General features: G+C 65.4%; 17 protein-coding genes. 13 read left to right on the top strand and 4 right to left on the bottom strand.

What is annotated here, in order from left to right; all coding sequences use genetic code 11:
• From EV678_RS08510 to EV678_RS08485, 6 genes are all read left to right on the top strand, one after another.
• On the top strand, window positions 1-921 hold the full coding sequence (locus tag EV678_RS08510; protein WP_130459172.1) for a D-alanine--D-alanine ligase: 921 nt from the start codon (window positions 1-3) through the stop codon (window positions 919-921).
• A 15-nt stretch (window positions 922-936) separates the two neighbouring features.
• Window positions 937-1,671: a cell division protein FtsQ/DivIB gene (locus tag EV678_RS08505; RefSeq protein ID WP_130459171.1), complete on the top strand. Its 735-nt coding sequence runs from the start codon at window positions 937-939 to the stop codon at window positions 1,669-1,671.
• Window positions 1,672-1,707: 36 nt separating this feature from the next.
• Window positions 1,708-2,937: a cell division protein FtsA gene (ftsA, locus tag EV678_RS08500; protein WP_014235355.1), complete on the top strand. Its 1,230-nt coding sequence runs from the start codon at window positions 1,708-1,710 to the stop codon at window positions 2,935-2,937.
• A 66-nt stretch (window positions 2,938-3,003) separates the two neighbouring features.
• Window positions 3,004-4,155: a cell division protein FtsZ gene (gene ftsZ / locus EV678_RS08495; RefSeq protein WP_014235354.1), complete on the top strand. Its 1,152-nt coding sequence runs from the start codon at window positions 3,004-3,006 to the stop codon at window positions 4,153-4,155.
• 224 nt (window positions 4,156-4,379) lie between these two features.
• Window positions 4,380-5,303, top strand: coding sequence for a UDP-3-O-acyl-N-acetylglucosamine deacetylase (gene lpxC, locus EV678_RS08490; protein ID WP_130459170.1), 924 nt, complete (start codon window positions 4,380-4,382; stop codon window positions 5,301-5,303).
• 19 nt (window positions 5,304-5,322) lie between these two features.
• Window positions 5,323-5,511, top strand: a complete 189-nt coding sequence (locus EV678_RS08485; RefSeq protein ID WP_014235352.1) for a hypothetical protein — start codon at window positions 5,323-5,325, stop codon at window positions 5,509-5,511.
• Here EV678_RS08485 and EV678_RS08480 read toward each other — a convergent pair.
• Complete coding sequence (locus tag EV678_RS08480) at window positions 5,498-5,938, bottom strand: DciA family protein (protein ID WP_014235351.1); 441 nt, start codon at window positions 5,936-5,938, stop codon at window positions 5,498-5,500. The two genes, EV678_RS08485 and EV678_RS08480, sit on opposite strands and share 14 nt — an antisense overlap.
• Before the next feature lie 23 nt (window positions 5,939-5,961).
• On the opposite strand from EV678_RS08480, the gene EV678_RS08475 reads away from it, so the two are divergent.
• The 3 genes from EV678_RS08475 (at window position 5,962) to argJ (ending at window position 11,065) form a co-directional block, all read left to right on the top strand.
• On the top strand, window positions 5,962-6,906 hold the full coding sequence (locus EV678_RS08475) for a M23 family metallopeptidase (protein WP_130459169.1): 945 nt from the start codon (window positions 5,962-5,964) through the stop codon (window positions 6,904-6,906).
• Between the two features lie 122 nt (window positions 6,907-7,028).
• The gene (secA, locus tag EV678_RS08470; RefSeq protein WP_130459168.1) at window positions 7,029-9,746 is read left to right on the top strand and encodes a preprotein translocase subunit SecA; all 2,718 of its coding nucleotides are present in this window, start codon (window positions 7,029-7,031) and stop codon (window positions 9,744-9,746) included.
• Between the two features lie 77 nt (window positions 9,747-9,823).
• Complete coding sequence (argJ, locus tag EV678_RS08465) at window positions 9,824-11,065, top strand: bifunctional glutamate N-acetyltransferase/amino-acid acetyltransferase ArgJ (RefSeq protein ID WP_014235348.1); 1,242 nt, start codon at window positions 9,824-9,826, stop codon at window positions 11,063-11,065.
• 155 nt (window positions 11,066-11,220) lie between these two features.
• On the opposite strand, the gene EV678_RS16065 is transcribed toward argJ, so the two are convergent.
• On the bottom strand, window positions 11,221-11,364 hold the full coding sequence (locus tag EV678_RS16065) for a hypothetical protein (protein WP_165397474.1): 144 nt from the start codon (window positions 11,362-11,364) through the stop codon (window positions 11,221-11,223).
• A 280-nt stretch (window positions 11,365-11,644) separates the two neighbouring features.
• On the opposite strand from EV678_RS16065, the gene EV678_RS08460 reads away from it, so the two are divergent.
• Window positions 11,645-12,550, top strand: a complete 906-nt coding sequence (locus EV678_RS08460) for a LysR substrate-binding domain-containing protein (RefSeq protein ID WP_130459167.1) — start codon at window positions 11,645-11,647, stop codon at window positions 12,548-12,550.
• A 9-nt stretch (window positions 12,551-12,559) separates the two neighbouring features.
• Here the strand turns inward: EV678_RS08460 and EV678_RS08455 are convergent, their stop codons facing one another.
• Complete coding sequence (locus EV678_RS08455) at window positions 12,560-13,153, bottom strand: class I SAM-dependent methyltransferase (protein WP_130459166.1); 594 nt, start codon at window positions 13,151-13,153, stop codon at window positions 12,560-12,562.
• A 7-nt stretch (window positions 13,154-13,160) separates the two neighbouring features.
• Window positions 13,161-13,544: a Co2+/Mg2+ efflux protein ApaG gene (apaG, locus tag EV678_RS08450; RefSeq protein ID WP_130459165.1), complete on the bottom strand. Its 384-nt coding sequence runs from the start codon at window positions 13,542-13,544 to the stop codon at window positions 13,161-13,163.
• A 126-nt stretch (window positions 13,545-13,670) separates the two neighbouring features.
• Here apaG and rpe point away from each other — a divergent pair, with 126 nt between their 5' ends.
• From rpe to trpE, 3 genes are all read left to right on the top strand, one after another.
• Complete coding sequence (gene rpe, locus EV678_RS08445; protein WP_014235343.1) at window positions 13,671-14,360, top strand: ribulose-phosphate 3-epimerase; 690 nt, start codon at window positions 13,671-13,673, stop codon at window positions 14,358-14,360.
• Window positions 14,361-14,502: 142 nt separating this feature from the next.
• A complete protein-coding gene (locus EV678_RS08440) occupies window positions 14,503-15,165 on the top strand; it encodes a phosphoglycolate phosphatase (protein ID WP_130459164.1) in 663 nt (220 codons plus the stop codon).
• 205 nt (window positions 15,166-15,370) lie between these two features.
• Window positions 15,371-16,846 (top strand): anthranilate synthase component I, encoded by a 1,476-nt coding sequence (gene trpE, locus EV678_RS08435; RefSeq protein WP_130459163.1) that lies wholly within the window; start codon window positions 15,371-15,373, stop codon window positions 16,844-16,846.
• Window positions 16,847-16,850 lie beyond the last annotated feature (4 nt).

Raw genomic sequence — 16,850 nt, 5'->3', positions numbered from 1 at the left:
ATGAACAAGGATTTCGGCAAAGTGGCGGTTCTCTTCGGCGGCAAGTCTGCCGAGCGGGCCGTTTCCCTCAACAGCGGCTCCCGCGTGCTGGCTGCCCTGCAGCACCAGGGCGTGGACGCCCACGCCTTCGATCCGGCGGAACGTTCCCTGGACGAGCTGAAGGGCTTCGACCGGGCCTTCATCGCCCTGCACGGCCGCTTCGGCGAAGACGGCACCATCCAGGGCGCCCTGGAACTGATGGGCATCCCCTATACCGGCAGCGGCGTCCTGGCCTCCGCCCTGGGCATGGACAAGTGGCGCACCAAGCTGATGTGGCAGGCCGTGGGCCTGCCGGTGCCGGCCTATGCCCTGGTGAACGAACACAGCGATTTCGCCGAGGTGGAAGAGGAGCTGGGCCTGCCCCTGTTCGTCAAGCCGGCCTGCGAGGGCTCCTCCATCGGCATTTCCAAGGTCAAGACCGAGGGCGGCCTGCAGGCCGCCTACGCCGCCGCCGCCGAGCACGACAAATTGGTGCTGGTGGAGCAGGGCATTACCGGCGGCGAATACACCGTGGCCATCATCGGCCAGGGCGACGACATGCGGGCCCTGCCCATCATCAAGATCGAGCCGGCCAACGAGTTCTACGACTACGAAGCCAAGTACCTGCGGGACGACACCCGCTACCTGTGCCCCTGCGGCCTTTCCGCCGAGAAGGAGGCCGAGATCCAGGCCGGCGCCTTGAAAGCCTTCCGAGCCATCGGCGGCCGCGGCTGGGGCCGGGTGGACTTCCTCATGGACGAGGCCGGCAACCACTACTACCTGGAGGTGAATACCTCCCCCGGTATGACCGACCACTCCCTGGTGCCCATGGCGGCCCGGGTGGCGGGCATGGATTACGAACAGCTGGTGCTGAGGGTCCTGGCCCTCGCCACCCTGGGCTAAGGACAGCGAGGCGACATGTGGCACAAGCCCCAGCTCATGACGGCCGTAGCCGACCTGCTGCTTGCAGCGGGCGCGGCGGCTTTGCTCGTGGCGTTGGGCCTGGGCGCCGCCCGCCTGCCCCTGTTCCCCCTCAAGGAAGTGGTGTTCGCCCAGGAATTGCGCGAAGTGCAGCGGGGCGAAGTGGAGCGGGCCCTGTCCGGCCTGGTGCGGGGCAATTTCTTCAGCGTCAATCTGGATGCCCTGCGTACCGCCCTGGAAAAGCTGCCCTGGGTGCGCAAGGCGGAGGTGCGCCGGGCCTGGCCTTCCCGCCTGGAAGTGCGGGTCGAGGAGCATCGTCCGGCGGCGCGCTGGGGCGAGGGCAGCGGCCAGCTGGTGAATACCTACGGCGAAGTGTTCGCCGCCAGCCTGCCCCAGTCCCGGGGGGAGGGGCTGCCCCAGCTGAACGGCCCCATTGGCACGGCTCCGGACGTGCTGCGCCGTTTCGACGAGTTTTCCCGGCAGTTGCAGCCCACCGGGCGGCAGCCGCTGCAGCTGGTGCTGTCGCCCCGGCTGGCCTGGCAGCTGAAGCTGGACGACGGCATGGTGCTGGAGCTGGGGCGGGAACAGCCCAAGGCGCCGGTGGGCCAGCGTCTGTCACGTTTCATCGAGATTTATCACTCGGTGCTGGCGGAGCGCACGCCCCGGCCCCAGGTGGTGGATTTGCGGTACCCCAACGGTTTCGCCCTGCGACTGGCGGCCGCGGGGAAATGAGTGCAATGCAAAAAGTAGCGAAGGCAAAGGAACATCATGAGCAGGGATAGCAAGGAACTGGTCGTCGGCCTGGACATCGGCACCTCGAAGATCGTGGCGCTGGTGGCGGAGATCACCCCGGAGGGGCGTCTCAACGTCATCGGTATGGGCAGCCAGGATTCCAAGGGGCTGAAAAAAGGCGTCGTGGTCAACATCGAGGAGACCGTCAGTGCCATTTCCCGGGTGATCCAGGAGGTGGAGCTGATGGCCGACTGCAAGGTGGCCAACGTCTATACGGGCATCGCCGGCAGCCACATCAAGAGCTTCAACTCCAACGGCATGGTGGCCATCAAGGACAAGGAAGTGAACACCATGGACCTGGACCGGGTGATCGAGACCGCCCGCGCCATGCCCATCCCGGCCGACCAGGAGATCCTGCACATCCTGACCCAGGAATTCATCATCGACGACCAGGACGGCATCCGCGAGCCCATCGGCATGAGCGGCTTCCGCCTCGAAGTGAAGGTGCATATCGTCACCGGCGCCGTCTCCGCCGCCCAGAACATCGTCAAGTGCGTGCGCCGCTGCGGTCTGGAGGTGAACGACCTGGTGCTGCAGCCCCTGGCTTCCAGCTTCGCCGTGCTCTCCGAGGACGAGAAGGACCTGGGCGTGTGCCTGGTGGACATCGGCGGCGGCACCACCGACATCGCCGTGTGGACCCAGGGCGCCATCCGCCACACCTCAGTCATCCCCATCGCCGGCGACCAGGTCACCAACGACATCGCCATGGCCCTGCGCACCCCCACCCGGGAGGCGGAGGACATCAAGCGCAAGTACGGCTGCGCCCTGTCCCAGCTGGCCGACCCGGAAGAGGTGCTGGAGGTGGCCGGGGTGGACGACCGTCCCAGCCGCAAGCTGTCCCGCCGCGCCCTGGCCGACGTGATCCAGCCCCGGGTGGAGGAGCTGTTCGAACTGATTCAGGCCGAGCTGCGCCGTTCCGGCTTCGACGAGGTGCTGTCTTCCGGCATCGTCCTCACCGGCGGCGCTTCGGTGATGCCCGGCATGATCGAGCTGGGCGAAGAGATATTCCACATGCCGGTGCGCCTGGGCGTGCCCAAGTACGCCGGCGCCCTCGCGGATGTGGTGCAGAGCCCGCGCTTCTCCACTGCCTTCGGCCTGCTGATCGAGGCCCAGACCCAGCGCAAGCGGGGTCTGAAGGTGCAGGAGACGCGCAGCGTCAAGCAGGTGTTTTCCAGCATGAAGTCCTGGTTCGAGAAGAATTTCTAAAAAGTTTCTATGCAAGCTGTTTTGTTCAACGCAAGTTTGAATGTGGTTAATTGAAGGAGGCGATCCATGTTTGAAATTATTGATAAAGAAGAATCGAGCGGAACCGTGATCAAGGTGGTTGGCGTCGGCGGTGCCGGCGGCAATGCCGTGGATCACATGATCCGTGAAGGGGTGAACGGCGTGCAGTTCGTCGCCGCCAACACCGATGCCCAGGCCCTGAGCCGCAACATGGCAGCCGACAAGATGCAGCTCGGTGCCTCCGGCCTCGGTGCCGGCGCCAAGCCGGAAGCCGGCCGCGCCGCCGCCCTGGAAGAGCGGGAGCGCATCGCCGAGCAGCTGAAGGGCGCCAACATGGTCTTCATCACCGCCGGCATGGGCGGCGGCACCGGTACCGGCGCCGCTCCCATCGTGGCGGAAGTGGCCAAGGAAATGGGCATCCTCACCGTGGCCGTGGTGACCAAGCCCTTCGGCTTCGAAGGCAAGCGCCTGAAGGCCGCCGAGGCCGGCATCGCCGAGCTGCAGAAGCACGTCGATTCCCTGGTGGTGATCCTCAACGACAAGCTGATGGAAGTCCTGGGCGACGATGTCTCCATGGAAGAGGCTTTCAAGGCTGCCGACAACGTCCTGCGCAATGCCGTGGGCGGTATCGCCGAAATCATCAATCTCCCCGGTCTGGTGAACGTGGACTTTGAAGACGTGCGCACCGTCATGGGCGAAATGGGCATGGCCATGATGGGCTCCGCCTACGCTTCCGGCGTGGACCGGGCCCGCATCGCTGCCGAACAGGCCGTGGCTTCCCCCCTGCTGGAAGGCATCAACCTGTCCGGTGCCCGCGGTGTGCTGGTGAACATCACCGCCTCCCGCAGCCTGAAGATGAAGGAAGTGAACGAGGTGATGAAGACCATCAAGGAATTCGCCGCCGAGGACGCCCACATCATCTTCGGCGCCGTGTTCGACGAAGCCATGGGCGAGCAGCTGCGCGTCACCGTGGTCGCCACCGGCCTGGGCAAGGCGGAAGCCCGCCGCCAGTCCTTCGAGGTGATCAACACCGCCGTGCGTACCGGTACCGACGACGCTCCCATGGCCATCGACTACGGCCAGCTGGACGCCGTGCCTGCCGTTATCCGCAAGGGCCGCAACGCCACCGTCGAAGCCCTGGCCAACAGCGGCGTCGATCGTTACGACATCCCGGCCTTCCTGCGCAAGCAGGCGGACTAAGGGTCGGGGGCGACCGGCCGGGCGTCTTTGCCTGCCCGTCTGACGGGCAAGCGGACGGCGCTGCCTCCCGCCGGGGTGACCGGCGTCTGGCGGTCGCCCAGACCTGCGGTAACGTGTTGTAACAAAACGCCTCCTTAAGGGGGAGCCTGCCTTCGTGCTAGAATGCGGGCTCCCCCCTTGTTCCGTCTTCGCTTTGATTTTGAAGCGGAAAAACGATTGCCGACATGTTGAAACAACGTACCCTCAAATCCCTGATCCGCGCCTCCGGCGTCGGTCTGCACAGTGGCGTCAAGGTCACCATGGCCCTGCGTCCTGCCGCGCCCGATACCGGCATCGTCTTCCGTCGCGTGGATCTGCCCCAGCCCGTGGAAATCCGTGCCGACGCCCTGCTGGTGGGTGATACGCGCATGTGTTCCTGCCTGGAGGTGGATGGGGTCAAGGTGGGGACGGTGGAACACCTGATGTCGGCCTTCGCCGGCCTGGGCATCGACAATGCCTACGTGGACCTGGATGCGGCCGAAGTGCCGATCCTCGACGGTTCCGCCGCGCCTTTCGTCTTTCTCATCCAGTCGGCCGGCATCGAAGAGCAGCCGGCAGCCAAGAAATTCATCCGCGTCACGCGCCCCATCGAGGTGCGGGACGGCGACAAGTGGGCCCGCTTCGAGCCTTACGACGGCTACAAGCTGACCTTCTCCATCATTTTCAACCACCCGGCCATCGACAAGTCGGCCCAGTCCGTCAGCGTCGACTTCGCCGAGCAGTCCTACACCCGGGAAGTGGCCCGGGCCCGTACCTTCGGCTTCATGCAGGATGTGGAGATGCTGCGGGAAAACGGCCTGGCCCTGGGGGGCGGCCTGGAGAACGCCATCGTTCTCGACGAATACCGGGTGCTCAACAGCGACGGCCTGCGTTATGGCGACGAGTTCGTCAAACACAAGGTGCTGGATGCGGTGGGCGACCTCTACCTGCTGGGCCATCCCCTGCTGGCAGCCTTCACCGCCCACAAGTCGGGTCATGCCCTGAACAACATGCTGGCCCGCCAGCTGCTGCAGGAGCGCGAGTCCTGGGAGTGGGCCACCTTCGAAGACCAGTCCCAGGCTCCGGCAGGCGTCGCCCGCTGGCTGGAACTGCCGGTCCAGGCGGCCTGAGCCGGCGCGGGAGGCCGCCTTGTTCCTCCTGCGCATCCTGGCCGTCCTCACGGTCATCGCCGTGGCCGCGGGCGTGGTGGCCTATGTGTTCACCCGCCAGGCCAGATACCTGAATTTCTCCTGGCGGGTCTTCCGCTATTCCCTGATGTTGGCCCTGCTGATATTCGCGCTCCTGGTGCTGGAGCGGGTGGCCGTCATTCCGCTTTGATCGCCGCCCGGGCCAGGAATCCTTCCAGGCCGCGTTTCAGGGGGGAGTCATCCGGCAGCTGGGCTGCCAGCTGTTTGAGCTCGTTGCCGGTGCTTGCCGACAGGGGTTTGAGGGTGGAAGAGGGGAGCGCCACGGCGGGGGGGCGTGCTTGCACTTTGATGGTCACGCCGTTACACTCAAAGCCCCTTTTCAAGAATTCGCCGGCCAAACTTTGCGCCATCTGACGCAATTTGGCAGCGACCGCGCCGTTATCGGCGTGGATAACGACATTCCCCAACTTGATATTCGCGACACTGCTCGAGCGCGCCAGCGGGCCCGGAGCAAAGCTGTCGTAGGCGCGCTGGGCGCGCATCAAGAGTCGGGCATGGGCCAGGACCGAGGCCGCTCCGTCCGCTCTGCCAAGATAATTTTCAACTGGTTCGTGCATGGATCACTTCGAGGAGAAGCATCGTGCATATTATTCTGGTGTCTGACCGCCTGGCAACCACCAAGACCGTCAGCCTGACCCCCAAGGTGATCCTTTCCCTTGGGGCTGGCTTCATGGTGCTGGTGTTGCTGGCCGCCATGGCCTTTTCCTGGCTCACCGTACACTTCCGCCTGCCCCTGGTACAGGATCTGGTACTGGCAGCACAGCGCCAGGAAAACCAGAAAACCCAGGAGTTCATGCGGGAAAACCTGAATGTCATGGCCGGCCGCCTGGGCGAGATGCAGGCGCAGCTGCTGCATCTGGATTCCATGGGCGAGCGCCTTTCCGTGCTGGCAGGCATGAAGCCGGCAGACAAGGGGCAGTTGTTGCCGGTGGCCAAGGGCGGCGGTCAGGGCGGTCCCCTGCTGCCCACTTCCCTACGCGACACCTCCATCAAGTCCTCGGACGAACTGCATCGGGAACTGGACCGCATGGCTGCGCTGGTGGATCAGCGCGTCGATTTCATGCGTGTTCTGGAAAACCAGCTGATGGACCAGCGCATCAAGAAGGTGCTGCTGCCGACCACCTTGCCGATCCAGGGCGCCGGCATCGGCTCCGGGTTTGGGGTGCGCTCCGATCCCATCGCCGGGGTCAATGCCATGCACGAAGGCGTGGATTTCTCCGCCGAAGTCGGTACGCCCGTGGTTTCCGCCGCCGGCGGCGTGGTGGTGGAGGGCAGCATGCATCCCCAGTACGGCAACCTGATCGAGATCGACCACGGCAACGGCTTTTCCACCCGCTACGCCCATCTGTCCAAGATCAACGTGCGGGTCGGCCAACTGGTCAAGCGTGGCCAACTGATTGCCGCCACCGGCAATACCGGGCGTTCCACCGGTCCCCATCTGCATTTCGAGGTGCGCTTCCAGGGCGTGGCCCAGAATCCGGCCCGCTTCCTGCAGCAGGGCTCCCAGCTGGCGTCCCGTCACTAGTTGCATCCCCGGCGGGACGAGTCCTTCGTCCCGTTTCCTTTGATTTTCCCCAAATTGGCGGCCTTCCTTAGCGTGGTAGAATCGCCCCTTTCCCGCTAACGGACGCCTAAGCGTCTCTCACGATGATCCCCGGACTCCTCAAGAAAATCTTCGGCAGCCGAAATGACCGGCTGATCAAGCAATACTCCCAGATCGTCCAGAAAATCAACGGGTTCGAGGCCGCCATCAGCGCCCTTTCCGATGATGCCCTGCGCGGCAAGACCGACGAGTTCCGCCAGCGTTACGCCCAGGGGGAAACCCTGGACGACCTGCTGCCGGAAGCTTTCGCCGTGGTGCGGGAGGCCGGCAAGCGCGTCCTGGGCATGCGGCACTTCGACGTGCAGATGATCGGCGGCATGGTGCTGCACTACGGCAAGATCGCCGAAATGCGCACCGGCGAAGGCAAGACCCTGGTGGCCACCCTGCCGTCCTATCTCAATGCCATTTCCGGCAAGGGCGTGCACGTCATTACCGTAAACGACTACCTGGCCCAGCGCGACGCCGAGTGGATGGGCCGGCTGCACCGTTTCCTGGGGCTGTCCGTCGGGGTCAATCTGTCCCAGATGCCCCACGAGCAGAAGCAGGCCGCCTACGCTGCCGACATCACCTACGGCACCAACAATGAATTCGGCTTCGACTACCTGCGCGACAACATGGTCTATGCGGCCGGCGAGCGGGTGCAGCGGGGTCTCAATTTCGCCATCGTGGACGAGGTGGACTCCATCCTCATCGACGAGGCCCGTACTCCCCTGATCATCTCCGGTCAGGCCGAGGACCACACCGAGCTGTACCAGCGCATGAACCAGGTGGTGCCCCTGCTGACCCGGGCTGCCGACGAAAACTCCGAAGGCGACTACTGGGTGGACGAAAAGGGCCACCAGGTGCACATGTCCGAGCAGGGCCACGAACATGCCGAGGAAATCCTCGCCCGCGTCGGCCTGCTGGAAGAGGGGCGCAGCCTCTACGAAGCCGCCAACATCATCCTGGTGCACCACCTCAACGCCGCCCTGCGCGCCCACAACCTGTTCCACAAGGATCAGCAGTACGTGGTGCAGAACGGCGAGATCATCATCGTCGATGAGTTCACCGGCCGCCTGATGCCCGGCCGCCGCTGGTCCGAAGGTCTGCACCAGTCAGTGGAAGCCAAGGAAGGTGTGCGCATCCAGAACGAAAACCAGACCCTGGCGTCGATCACTTTCCAGAACTACTTCCGCATGTACGGCAAGCTGGCCGGCATGACCGGTACGGCCGATACCGAAGCCTACGAGTTCATGGAAATCTACGGCCTGGAAACCGTGGTGATCCCGACCCACCGCCCGGCCCAGCGCAAGGACCACAACGACCAGGTGTTCCGCACCGCCGCCGAGAAGTTCGCGGCCATGAAGGCGGACATCCTGGACTGCCACCAGCGGGGTCAGCCCGTGCTGGTGGGCACCACCTCCATCGAAAACTCCGAGCTGCTGTCCCGCCTGCTGGACCAGGAAAAGCTGCCGCACCAGGTGCTCAACGCCAAGCAGCACGGCAAGGAGGCCGAGATCGTGGCCCAGGCCGGCCGTCCCGGCATGATCACCATCGCCACCAACATGGCCGGCCGCGGTACGGACATCGTCCTCGGCGGCAGCATCGAGAAGCAGATCGATGCCGTCCGCCTCGACGAGTCCCTGGATGATGCCGCCAAGGAAGCCAGGATCGCCGCCCTCAAGGCCGAATGGCAGCCGGTGCACGACCAGGTGCTGGCCGCCGGCGGCCTGCACATCATCGGTTCCGAACGCCACGAGTCCCGCCGCATCGACAACCAGCTGCGGGGCCGGGCCGGCCGTCAGGGCGATCCGGGTTCCTCCCGCTTCTACCTGTCCCTGGACGACCCGCTGCTGCGCATCTTCGCCGGCGACCGCCTCAAGGCCATCATGGAGCGCCTGAAGATGCCCGAGGGCGAGGCCATCGAGCATCCCCTGGTGACCCGCTCCCTGGAATCCGCCCAGCGCAAGGTGGAGGCCCGCAACTTCGACATGCGCAAGCAGTTGCTGGAATACGACGACGTAGCCAACGACCAGCGCAAGGTGATTTACGCCCAGCGCAACGATCTGCTGGAAGTGGACGACATTTCCGAAACCATCCAGGCCATGCGCCAGGGGGTGGTGGCCGATCTGTTCCACCTCTATGTGCCGCCGGACAGCGTCGAGGAGCAGTGGGACCTGCCCGGGCTGGAAAAGGCTTTGGAGGCCGAGTTCCTGCTCACCCTGCCGGTGGCCGAATGGGTGCAGGCCGACACCTCCCTCTCCGTCGAGGACCTGCTGCACCGGGTGATCGCCGCCGCCGACCAGGCCTATGCCGACAAGGTGGCCCTGGTTTCCGATCCTTCCGTCTTCCGCAAGTTCGAGCGGGACGTCATGCTGCAGAGCCTGGACAGCCACTGGCGCGAGCACCTGGCCGCCCTCGACCATCTGCGCCAGGGCATCCACCTGCGCGGCTACGCCCAGAAGAACCCCAAGCAGGAATACAAGCGGGAGGCCTTTGAACTGTTCGAGGGCCTGCTCAACAGTATCCGCAACGAGGTTTCCAAGCTGCTCCTCACCGTCCAGGTCCGTTCTCCCGAGGACGTGAGCGAAGTGGAACAGCCCGGGGTGGAAAACGTGCAATACCACCATGCCGACTACGACGAGGTGCTGGGCACCGCGGACGGCGACGGCGAGGAAGCCGGCCAGCAGCCGGCCCAGGCCGGTCCCAAGGTGGGGCGCAACGATCCTTGCCCCTGCGGCAGCGGCAAGAAGTACAAGCACTGCCACGGCAAGCTCAACTGAAATAAAAACTGAACTGACGCAGAGGGAGCGAACTGCTACCCTCTGCGTTTTCTTTTATCCCCTGCGGTGAGAGATTCATGCCCGTCAATTACGCCACGCCTGCCCCCGAAGCCCTGTTCCCCGTTGCCGGTGTCCGCCTCGGCACTGCCGAAGCCGGTATCCGCAAGGCCAATCGGCGCGACCTGACCGTGATCGCCCTGGACCCCGGTTCCACCGTGGCCGGCGTGTTCACCCAGAACCGCTTCTGTGCAGCCCCGGTGCAGGTGTGCCGCAAGCATCTGGCCGGCGAGTCGGAAATCCGGGCCCTGGTGATCAACACCGGCATCGCCAATGCGGGTACCGGCGAGACCGGCCTGCAGGCGGCCATGCAGACCTGCGCCACCCTGGCCGGCCTGCTCGGGCTGGATGAGGACCGCCAGATCCTGCCGTTCTCCACCGGTGTCATTCTCGAGCCCCTGCCCGTCGATCGTCTGCAGGCCGGCCTGCCCGCCGCCATCGCCGACCTCAAGGCCGACAACTGGCATGCGGCAGCCCACGGCATCATGACCACGGACACCGTGGCCAAGGCCGCCTCCCGCAAGGTCGAGATCGGCGGCAAGAGCGTCACCATCACCGGCATCTCCAAGGGCGCCGGCATGATCAAGCCCAACATGGCCACCATGCTGGGCTTCCTCGCCACCGATGCGGGCATTCCCCAGCATCTGCTGGAGCAGGTGGCCAAGGAGGCGGCGGACCAGTCCTTCAACTGCATCACCGTGGATGGCGACACTTCCACCAACGATTCCTTCATCGTCATGGCCACCGGCCAGAGCGGCCTGCGCATCAAGGATGGCGCCGATCCCGCCTGGGCGCCCCTGAAGGCGGCCATCGTCGCCGTTTCCATCGAACTGGCCCAGGCCATCGTGCGCGACGGCGAAGGTGCCACCAAGTTCATCACCGTGGCAGTGGAAGGCGGCAAGGACCTGGAAGAGTGCCGCAAGGTGGGCTATGCCATCGGCCATTCGCCCCTGGTGAAAACCGCCTTCTTCGCCTCCGACCCCAACCTGGGCCGCATCCTGGCAGCCATCGGCTATGCCGGCATCACCGACCTGGACGTGGGCCAGATCCGCGTCTGGCTGGCCAGCGGCAGCGATGCCGTGCTGGTGGCGGAAAAGGGCGGCCGGGCTGCCGCCTACAAGGAAGAGGACGGTTCCCGCATCATGAAGAATGCCGAGATCACCGTGCGGGTGGATCTGGCCCGGGGCACCGCCCAGGGCTGCATCTACTCCTGCGATTTCTCCTACGACTACGTCAAGATCAACGCCGATTACCGCAGCTGAACGGCAGCTGCAGCTGCGTCGAAGAAACCCGCCCTTCACGGCGGGTTTTTTTATGGGCCGGCGGGGGCTTCGGCAGTCAGCGACAGGCAACAAAAAACCCGCCGGGGCGGGTCGTTGGGGCGGGTCGTTGGGGCGGGGCCGAGGGCTGGCCTGGGTCAGTGCATTTCCTCCAGCAGCCGTTCGCATTGCAGGGGCTGGGAGAGGCGCTCCATGAGCTGGGTGATGGTCATGCTGCTTTCCCGCTCGCCGCGCAGGATGCTCTCGATCAATTGTTCCAGTCGTTCCAGGTTGTCTGCCATGGCCTTGGTCTGTCGCCGTTGTCCTTATGTCTCTTTAACGGCCGCCGGGGCGCGGACTTGAGTCGTGCTGTCTGTGGCGGGCCGTCGTGCACCGGATGCCGGGCCTCTTTGCGTTAGGTCAACCAAAGCCCAGACGAGCCCGGTCCGACATTCTTGGCTGGGTATAATGCGGCGACAAATCAATGGGTTATATAGGGTTTGTCTATTGCCGCCATAGCGGTTGCCTATAGTCCGGAACATACCGGGCAAGACCAACGTGCTGAGTTCTGGGAGGACAGCCATGACATTGACCGAATTGCGTTACATCGTCGCCCTGGCGCAGGAGGGCCGCTTTTCCCGGGCGGCGGAACGCTGCTCCGTGAGCCAGCCGACCTTGAGCGTTGCCATCCAGCGCCTGGAGGAAGACCTGGGCGTGATCCTGTTCGAGCGGGGCAAGGGCCAGGTGACCCTGACCGATGTGGGCGAGCAGGTGGTGGCCCAGGCGGCCCGGGCCCTGGAAGAGGCCGACCGGGTGCGCCAGATCGCCCACCGGGGACGCAACCAGCTGGAGGGCGGACTGAAGCTGGGCGTGATCCATACCATCGGCCCCTACCTCCTGCCCGAACTGATCGTCTCCCTGCGCCAGATTGCCCCGGACATGCCCCTGGCCATCGAGGAAAACATGACCGCCACCCTGGCCGACATGCTGCGCCACGGGGAAGTGGATGCGGCCATCCTGGCCCTGCCCTTCGAGCTGCCCGGCGTGGTGACGCGGCCCCTTTACGACGAGCCGTTCAAGGTGGTGGTGCCCCAGGGCCATCCCTGGCAGGGCAAGCAGGAAATCGCCTCGGACGAGGTGGATGCGGAGGAGGTGCTGTTGCTCAAGGCCGGCAACTGCTTCCGCGACCAGGTGATGGACGCCTGTCCCCAGATCAGCGGTTCCGACACGGAAGTGCGGCAGGGCCATTCCATCGAGACCATCCGCTGCATGGTGGCCTCCGGCTTCGGCCTCTCCGTACTGCCGGCCGGTGCCCTCTGCAAGCCTTATTCCACGGACCTCATCAGCGTGGTGCCCTTCAAGGCCCCGGCCCCGTCGCGGCGGGTGGCCCTGGCCTGGCGGGTCGGCTTCACCCGGCCCAAGGCGGTGGAAGCCCTGTGTCAGGCCGTCGGCCTGATCGACAACCCCAGCTACCTGCACGTGCGCTAGGAGCGGCCGTCAGCGGCGGCGGAGGCGGATCAGGCGGAACCAGCCGGCCGCCAGGGCCGGCCTGTCGGACTCCAGTTGCAGGGCCGGCTCGCTTTCATGCACGGTCTCGAACACCACGTCCAGATGGGTCGCCAGCCGGCTGACCAGGGGCGACAGCAGGCGGCGCAGGGGCGCCCGCTGACCGGGTTGCAGGAACTTGTCGAAAATCAGGGCCGTACCGCCGGGGCGCAGCACCCGGGCGGTTTCCTGCAGGCAGAGGCGGGGTTCCGGCACCACCGCCAGGATCAGATGCAGCACCACGGTGTCAAAGGCGGCATCGGCAAAGGGCAGGTGGCGGGCGTCGCCGCGGACCGGCGCGAAGTCCAGACCGTCGCTGCGGCGGCAGGCCCGGGCCAGCATGGCCGGGGTCAGGTCCAGCCCGGTGTAGCGGTGCTGGCGGGGCAGGTGGGGGAGATCCAGGCCGGTGCCGATGCCCAGCAGCAGTACGTCCGACGGGGGCTGGGGCAGGGCGCCCAGGCTTTGGCGACGGGCTCCCCGGGTTGCCGCCGCCAGGGCTGCATCGTAGAACGGGGCGATCAGGGCATAGCTGTGTTGCAGGCCCACTGGCGTCTCAGTGCAGTACCCGGGGAACGGCCAGGGCGAACTCGGCAATGTCCGCTTCGAACTGGGTGCCGTCCTCCGCCACCATCTGGTAGCTGCCGCGCATGGTGCCGACGGGCGTGCTGAGGGAGGCGCCGCTGGTGTACTCGAAGCTCTCGCCGGGCTGCAGCAGGGGCTGGTGTCCCACCACGCCGAGGCCCCGTACCTCCTGGACCTCCTCGTTGGCGTCGGTGATGAGCCAGTGGCGGGAGATCAGCTGGGCGGCCCCGGTGCCGATGTTGCGGATGGTGATGGTGTAGGCGAACACGTAGCGCTCCGCGTCCGGGTCCGACTGCTCGGCCAGGTACTGGGGCACGGTGGTCACGGCGATTTCGTATTTTTTGCTTTCGGCCATGGTCTCGGGTCTGTGGGGTGGAAAGTCTCATTGCACATCACTGTGTGCACTCTGACAAGCCGGCCTCGGCGTGGGTTCACGATAAAATCACCTTTCTGTCACACCAACCCCCACAAGGCCGCCGCCATGCATCTCATCGCTCCCAGTATCCTTTCCGCCGATTTCGCCAAGCTGGGGGAGGAGGTCCGCTCGGTCATCGCCGCCGGGGCCGACTGGATCCACTTCGACGTCATGGACAACCATTACGTCCCCAACCTGACCATCGGCCCCCTGGTTTGCGAAGCCATCCGCCCCCACACCACGGCGCCCATCGACGTGCATCTGATGGTCAAGCCGGTGGACCGCATCATTCCCGATTTCGCCAAGGCCGGGGCCAACATCATCACCTTCCACCCGGAAGCCTCCGAGCACGTGGACCGCAGCCTGGGCCTGATCCGGGACAGCGGCTGCCAGGCCGGCCTGGTCTTCAACCCGGCCACGCCCCTGCACTACATGGATCACGTCATGGACAAGCTGGACGTGGTGCTGCTGATGAGCGTGAACCCGGGCTTCGGCGGCCAGAAGTTCATTCCCGAGACCCTCAACAAGCTGCGCCAAGCCCGGGCCAGGATCGATGCCTACACTGCCCGTAGCGGCCGCCAGATCCGCCTGGAAATCGACGGCGGCGTGAAGGTGGACAACATCGCCGAGATCGCCCGGGCCGGGGCCGACACCTTCGTCGCCGGCTCCGCCGTCTATGGCGCCGGCCAGGACAGCGATCCCAACCGCTACGACTCGGTCATCGCCGCCCTGCGCCAGCAGCTCGCCAGCGCCTAGGCTGCAAGCAAATAGGGACGCCAATCTCCGGCATGGCATGCCTGGAGTTGCCGTCCCTGTTGCTTCTCCGGTGAGGTGACTTTTAGACAGCCTCGCCCGCCCCATCCGTCTCCTTGCCGCCGCCTTGCCCCGGAAATTCGCCATGCCCCTTCGTTCCGCCACCTTCGACCTGGACGGCACCCTGGTCGACTCCATCCCCGACCTGGCGGCCGCCTGCCACGCCATGCTGGCCGAACTGGGCCAGCCGCCCCGCACGGATGGCGACGTCCACCGTTTCGTCGGCAAGGGCATGGCGGTGCTGGTGGAGCGCTGCCTGACCTGGGATGCCGCCCCCGAAGCGTCCCTGCTGGAGGCCGGCATCGCTTCGTTCCGCCGGCACTACGCCGACATCAACGGCCGGGCCAGCACCGTCTATCCCGGTGTGGTGGAAGGTCTGGAGGCGTTTCGCGCCCTCGGCCTGCCCCTGGGGGTGGTGACCAACAAGCCGGCCGCCTTTACCTCGCCGCTGCTGGAGCGCATGGGCCTGGCCGGGTATTTCGAGGTGGTCATCGCCGGCGACACCCTGGCCTTCAAGAAGCCCCGGCCCGAGCCCCTGCTCCATGCCTGCGCTCTGCTGGCTACCGAGCCGGGCCTCAACCTGCACGTGGGCGATTCCCTCAACGACATCGAGTCGGCCCGGGCTGCCGGCTGTCCGGTGATTTGCGTGCCCTACGGCTACAACGAAGGCCGGCCCGTAGACAGCGCCGATTGCGATGCGCTAGTATCGGACCTCGTCGCAGCGGCCCGTTGGGCGGCCGGCGCTTAAATCGATACCGACTCCGAATCGACACTTCACCGTGACCCGCAAGTTCAATGCTTTCCTGATGGGTAACCGCGCCGCCTGGGGCTGGCGTGGCTGGTGGCGCTCGCCGCGCCATTATTGATATTACCCGTCCGGGCCCGGGCGGCGAGTTGAGACCAAACTCCCGGGCAAGCATTGAAATACAACCTGTCGTACTTGCGAGGTCCCCATGACCGAAACTGAATTCAACGCGCTTGCCGCGCAGGGGTACAACCGTATCCCCGTCACCCTCGAGACCTTTGCCGATCTCGATACTCCCCTTTCCATCTACCTGAAGCTGGCCAACGGCCCCTACACCTACCTGCTGGAATCGGTGCAGGGCGGTGAGCGCTTCGGCCGCTACTCCATCATCGGCCTGGCCAGCCCCACTCGCATCGCCGTCTATGGCCACCAGGTCATGGTGCTCACCGGCCAGCGCATTGCCGAGCGGGAAAACGACACCAATCCCCTGGAGTTCATCGAGAGCTACCAGAAACGCTTCCGCGTCGCTCCCTACGCCGGCCTGCCCCGCTTCTGCGGCGGCCTGGTGGGCTGCTTCGGCTACGACACGGTGCGCTACGTGGAAACCCGTCTGACCAAGAGCACCAAGCACGACGACCTGGGCACGCCGGACATCCTGCTGCTGCTCTCGGAAGAGATCGCCGTGGTGGACAATCTCTCCGGCAAGCTGAGCCTGGTGGTCTACGCCGAGCCCGGCTTCCCCGGCGCCTTCCAGAAGGCCAAGGCGCGGCTGAAGGAACTGCTGGCCCAGTTGCGTACCCCGGCGCCCATCCCCGAGGAAAAGCCGGCCACTTCCCAGCCGGCTGTCTCCATCTTCGGCGAGGCACCTTTCAAGCAGGCGGTGGCCAAGGCCAAGGAATACATCACCGAAGGCGACATCATGCAGGTGGTGCTGTCCCAGCGCATGACCAAGCCTTTCTCCGCCAGCCCGCTCTCCCTTTACCGGGCCCTGCGCACCCTCAATCCTTCGCCCTACATGTATTACTTCGACTTCGAGGATTTCCATGTGGTGGGTGCTTCCCCCGAAATCCTCACCCGTCTGGAAGGCGATACCGTGACGGTGCGGCCCATCGCCGGCACCCGCAAGCGGGGCGCGACGCCGGAGGAGGATGCAGCCCTGGCCGAGGATCTGCTGGCGGACCAGAAGGAAATTGCCGAGCACGTGCAGCTGCTGGACCTGGGCCGCAACGACGTGGGCCGGGTGGCCCAGACCGGTTCGGTGAAGCTGACCGAGCGCATGAGCATCGAGCGCTATTCCCACGTGATGCACATCGTCTCCAATGTGGAAGGCAAGCTCCAGGCCGGCCTCTCCGCCCTGGATGTGCTGAAGGCGGCCTTCCCCGCCGGTACCCTGTCCGGCGCACCCAAGGTGCGGGCCATGGAGGTCATCGACGAGCTGGAGCCGGTCAAGCGCGGCATCTATGGCGGCGCCATCGGCTACCTGGGCTTCAACGGCGACATGGACCTGGCCATCGCCATCCGTACCGCGGTGATCAAGGACGGTCATCTGCACGTGCAGGCCGGCGCTGGCATCGTCGCCGATTCGGACCCGACCTCCGAATGGCAGGAAACCCAGAACAAGGCCCGGGCCGTACTGCGGGCCGCGGAAATGGCCGAGAACGGCCTCGATACCCGTTTCGAGTGAGGGC

This window comes from Azospira oryzae (genome assembly GCF_004217225.1).
Lineage (GTDB): Bacteria > Pseudomonadota > Gammaproteobacteria > Burkholderiales > Rhodocyclaceae > Azospira > Azospira oryzae.
This window is presented reverse-complemented; position numbering and strand designations above follow the sequence as displayed.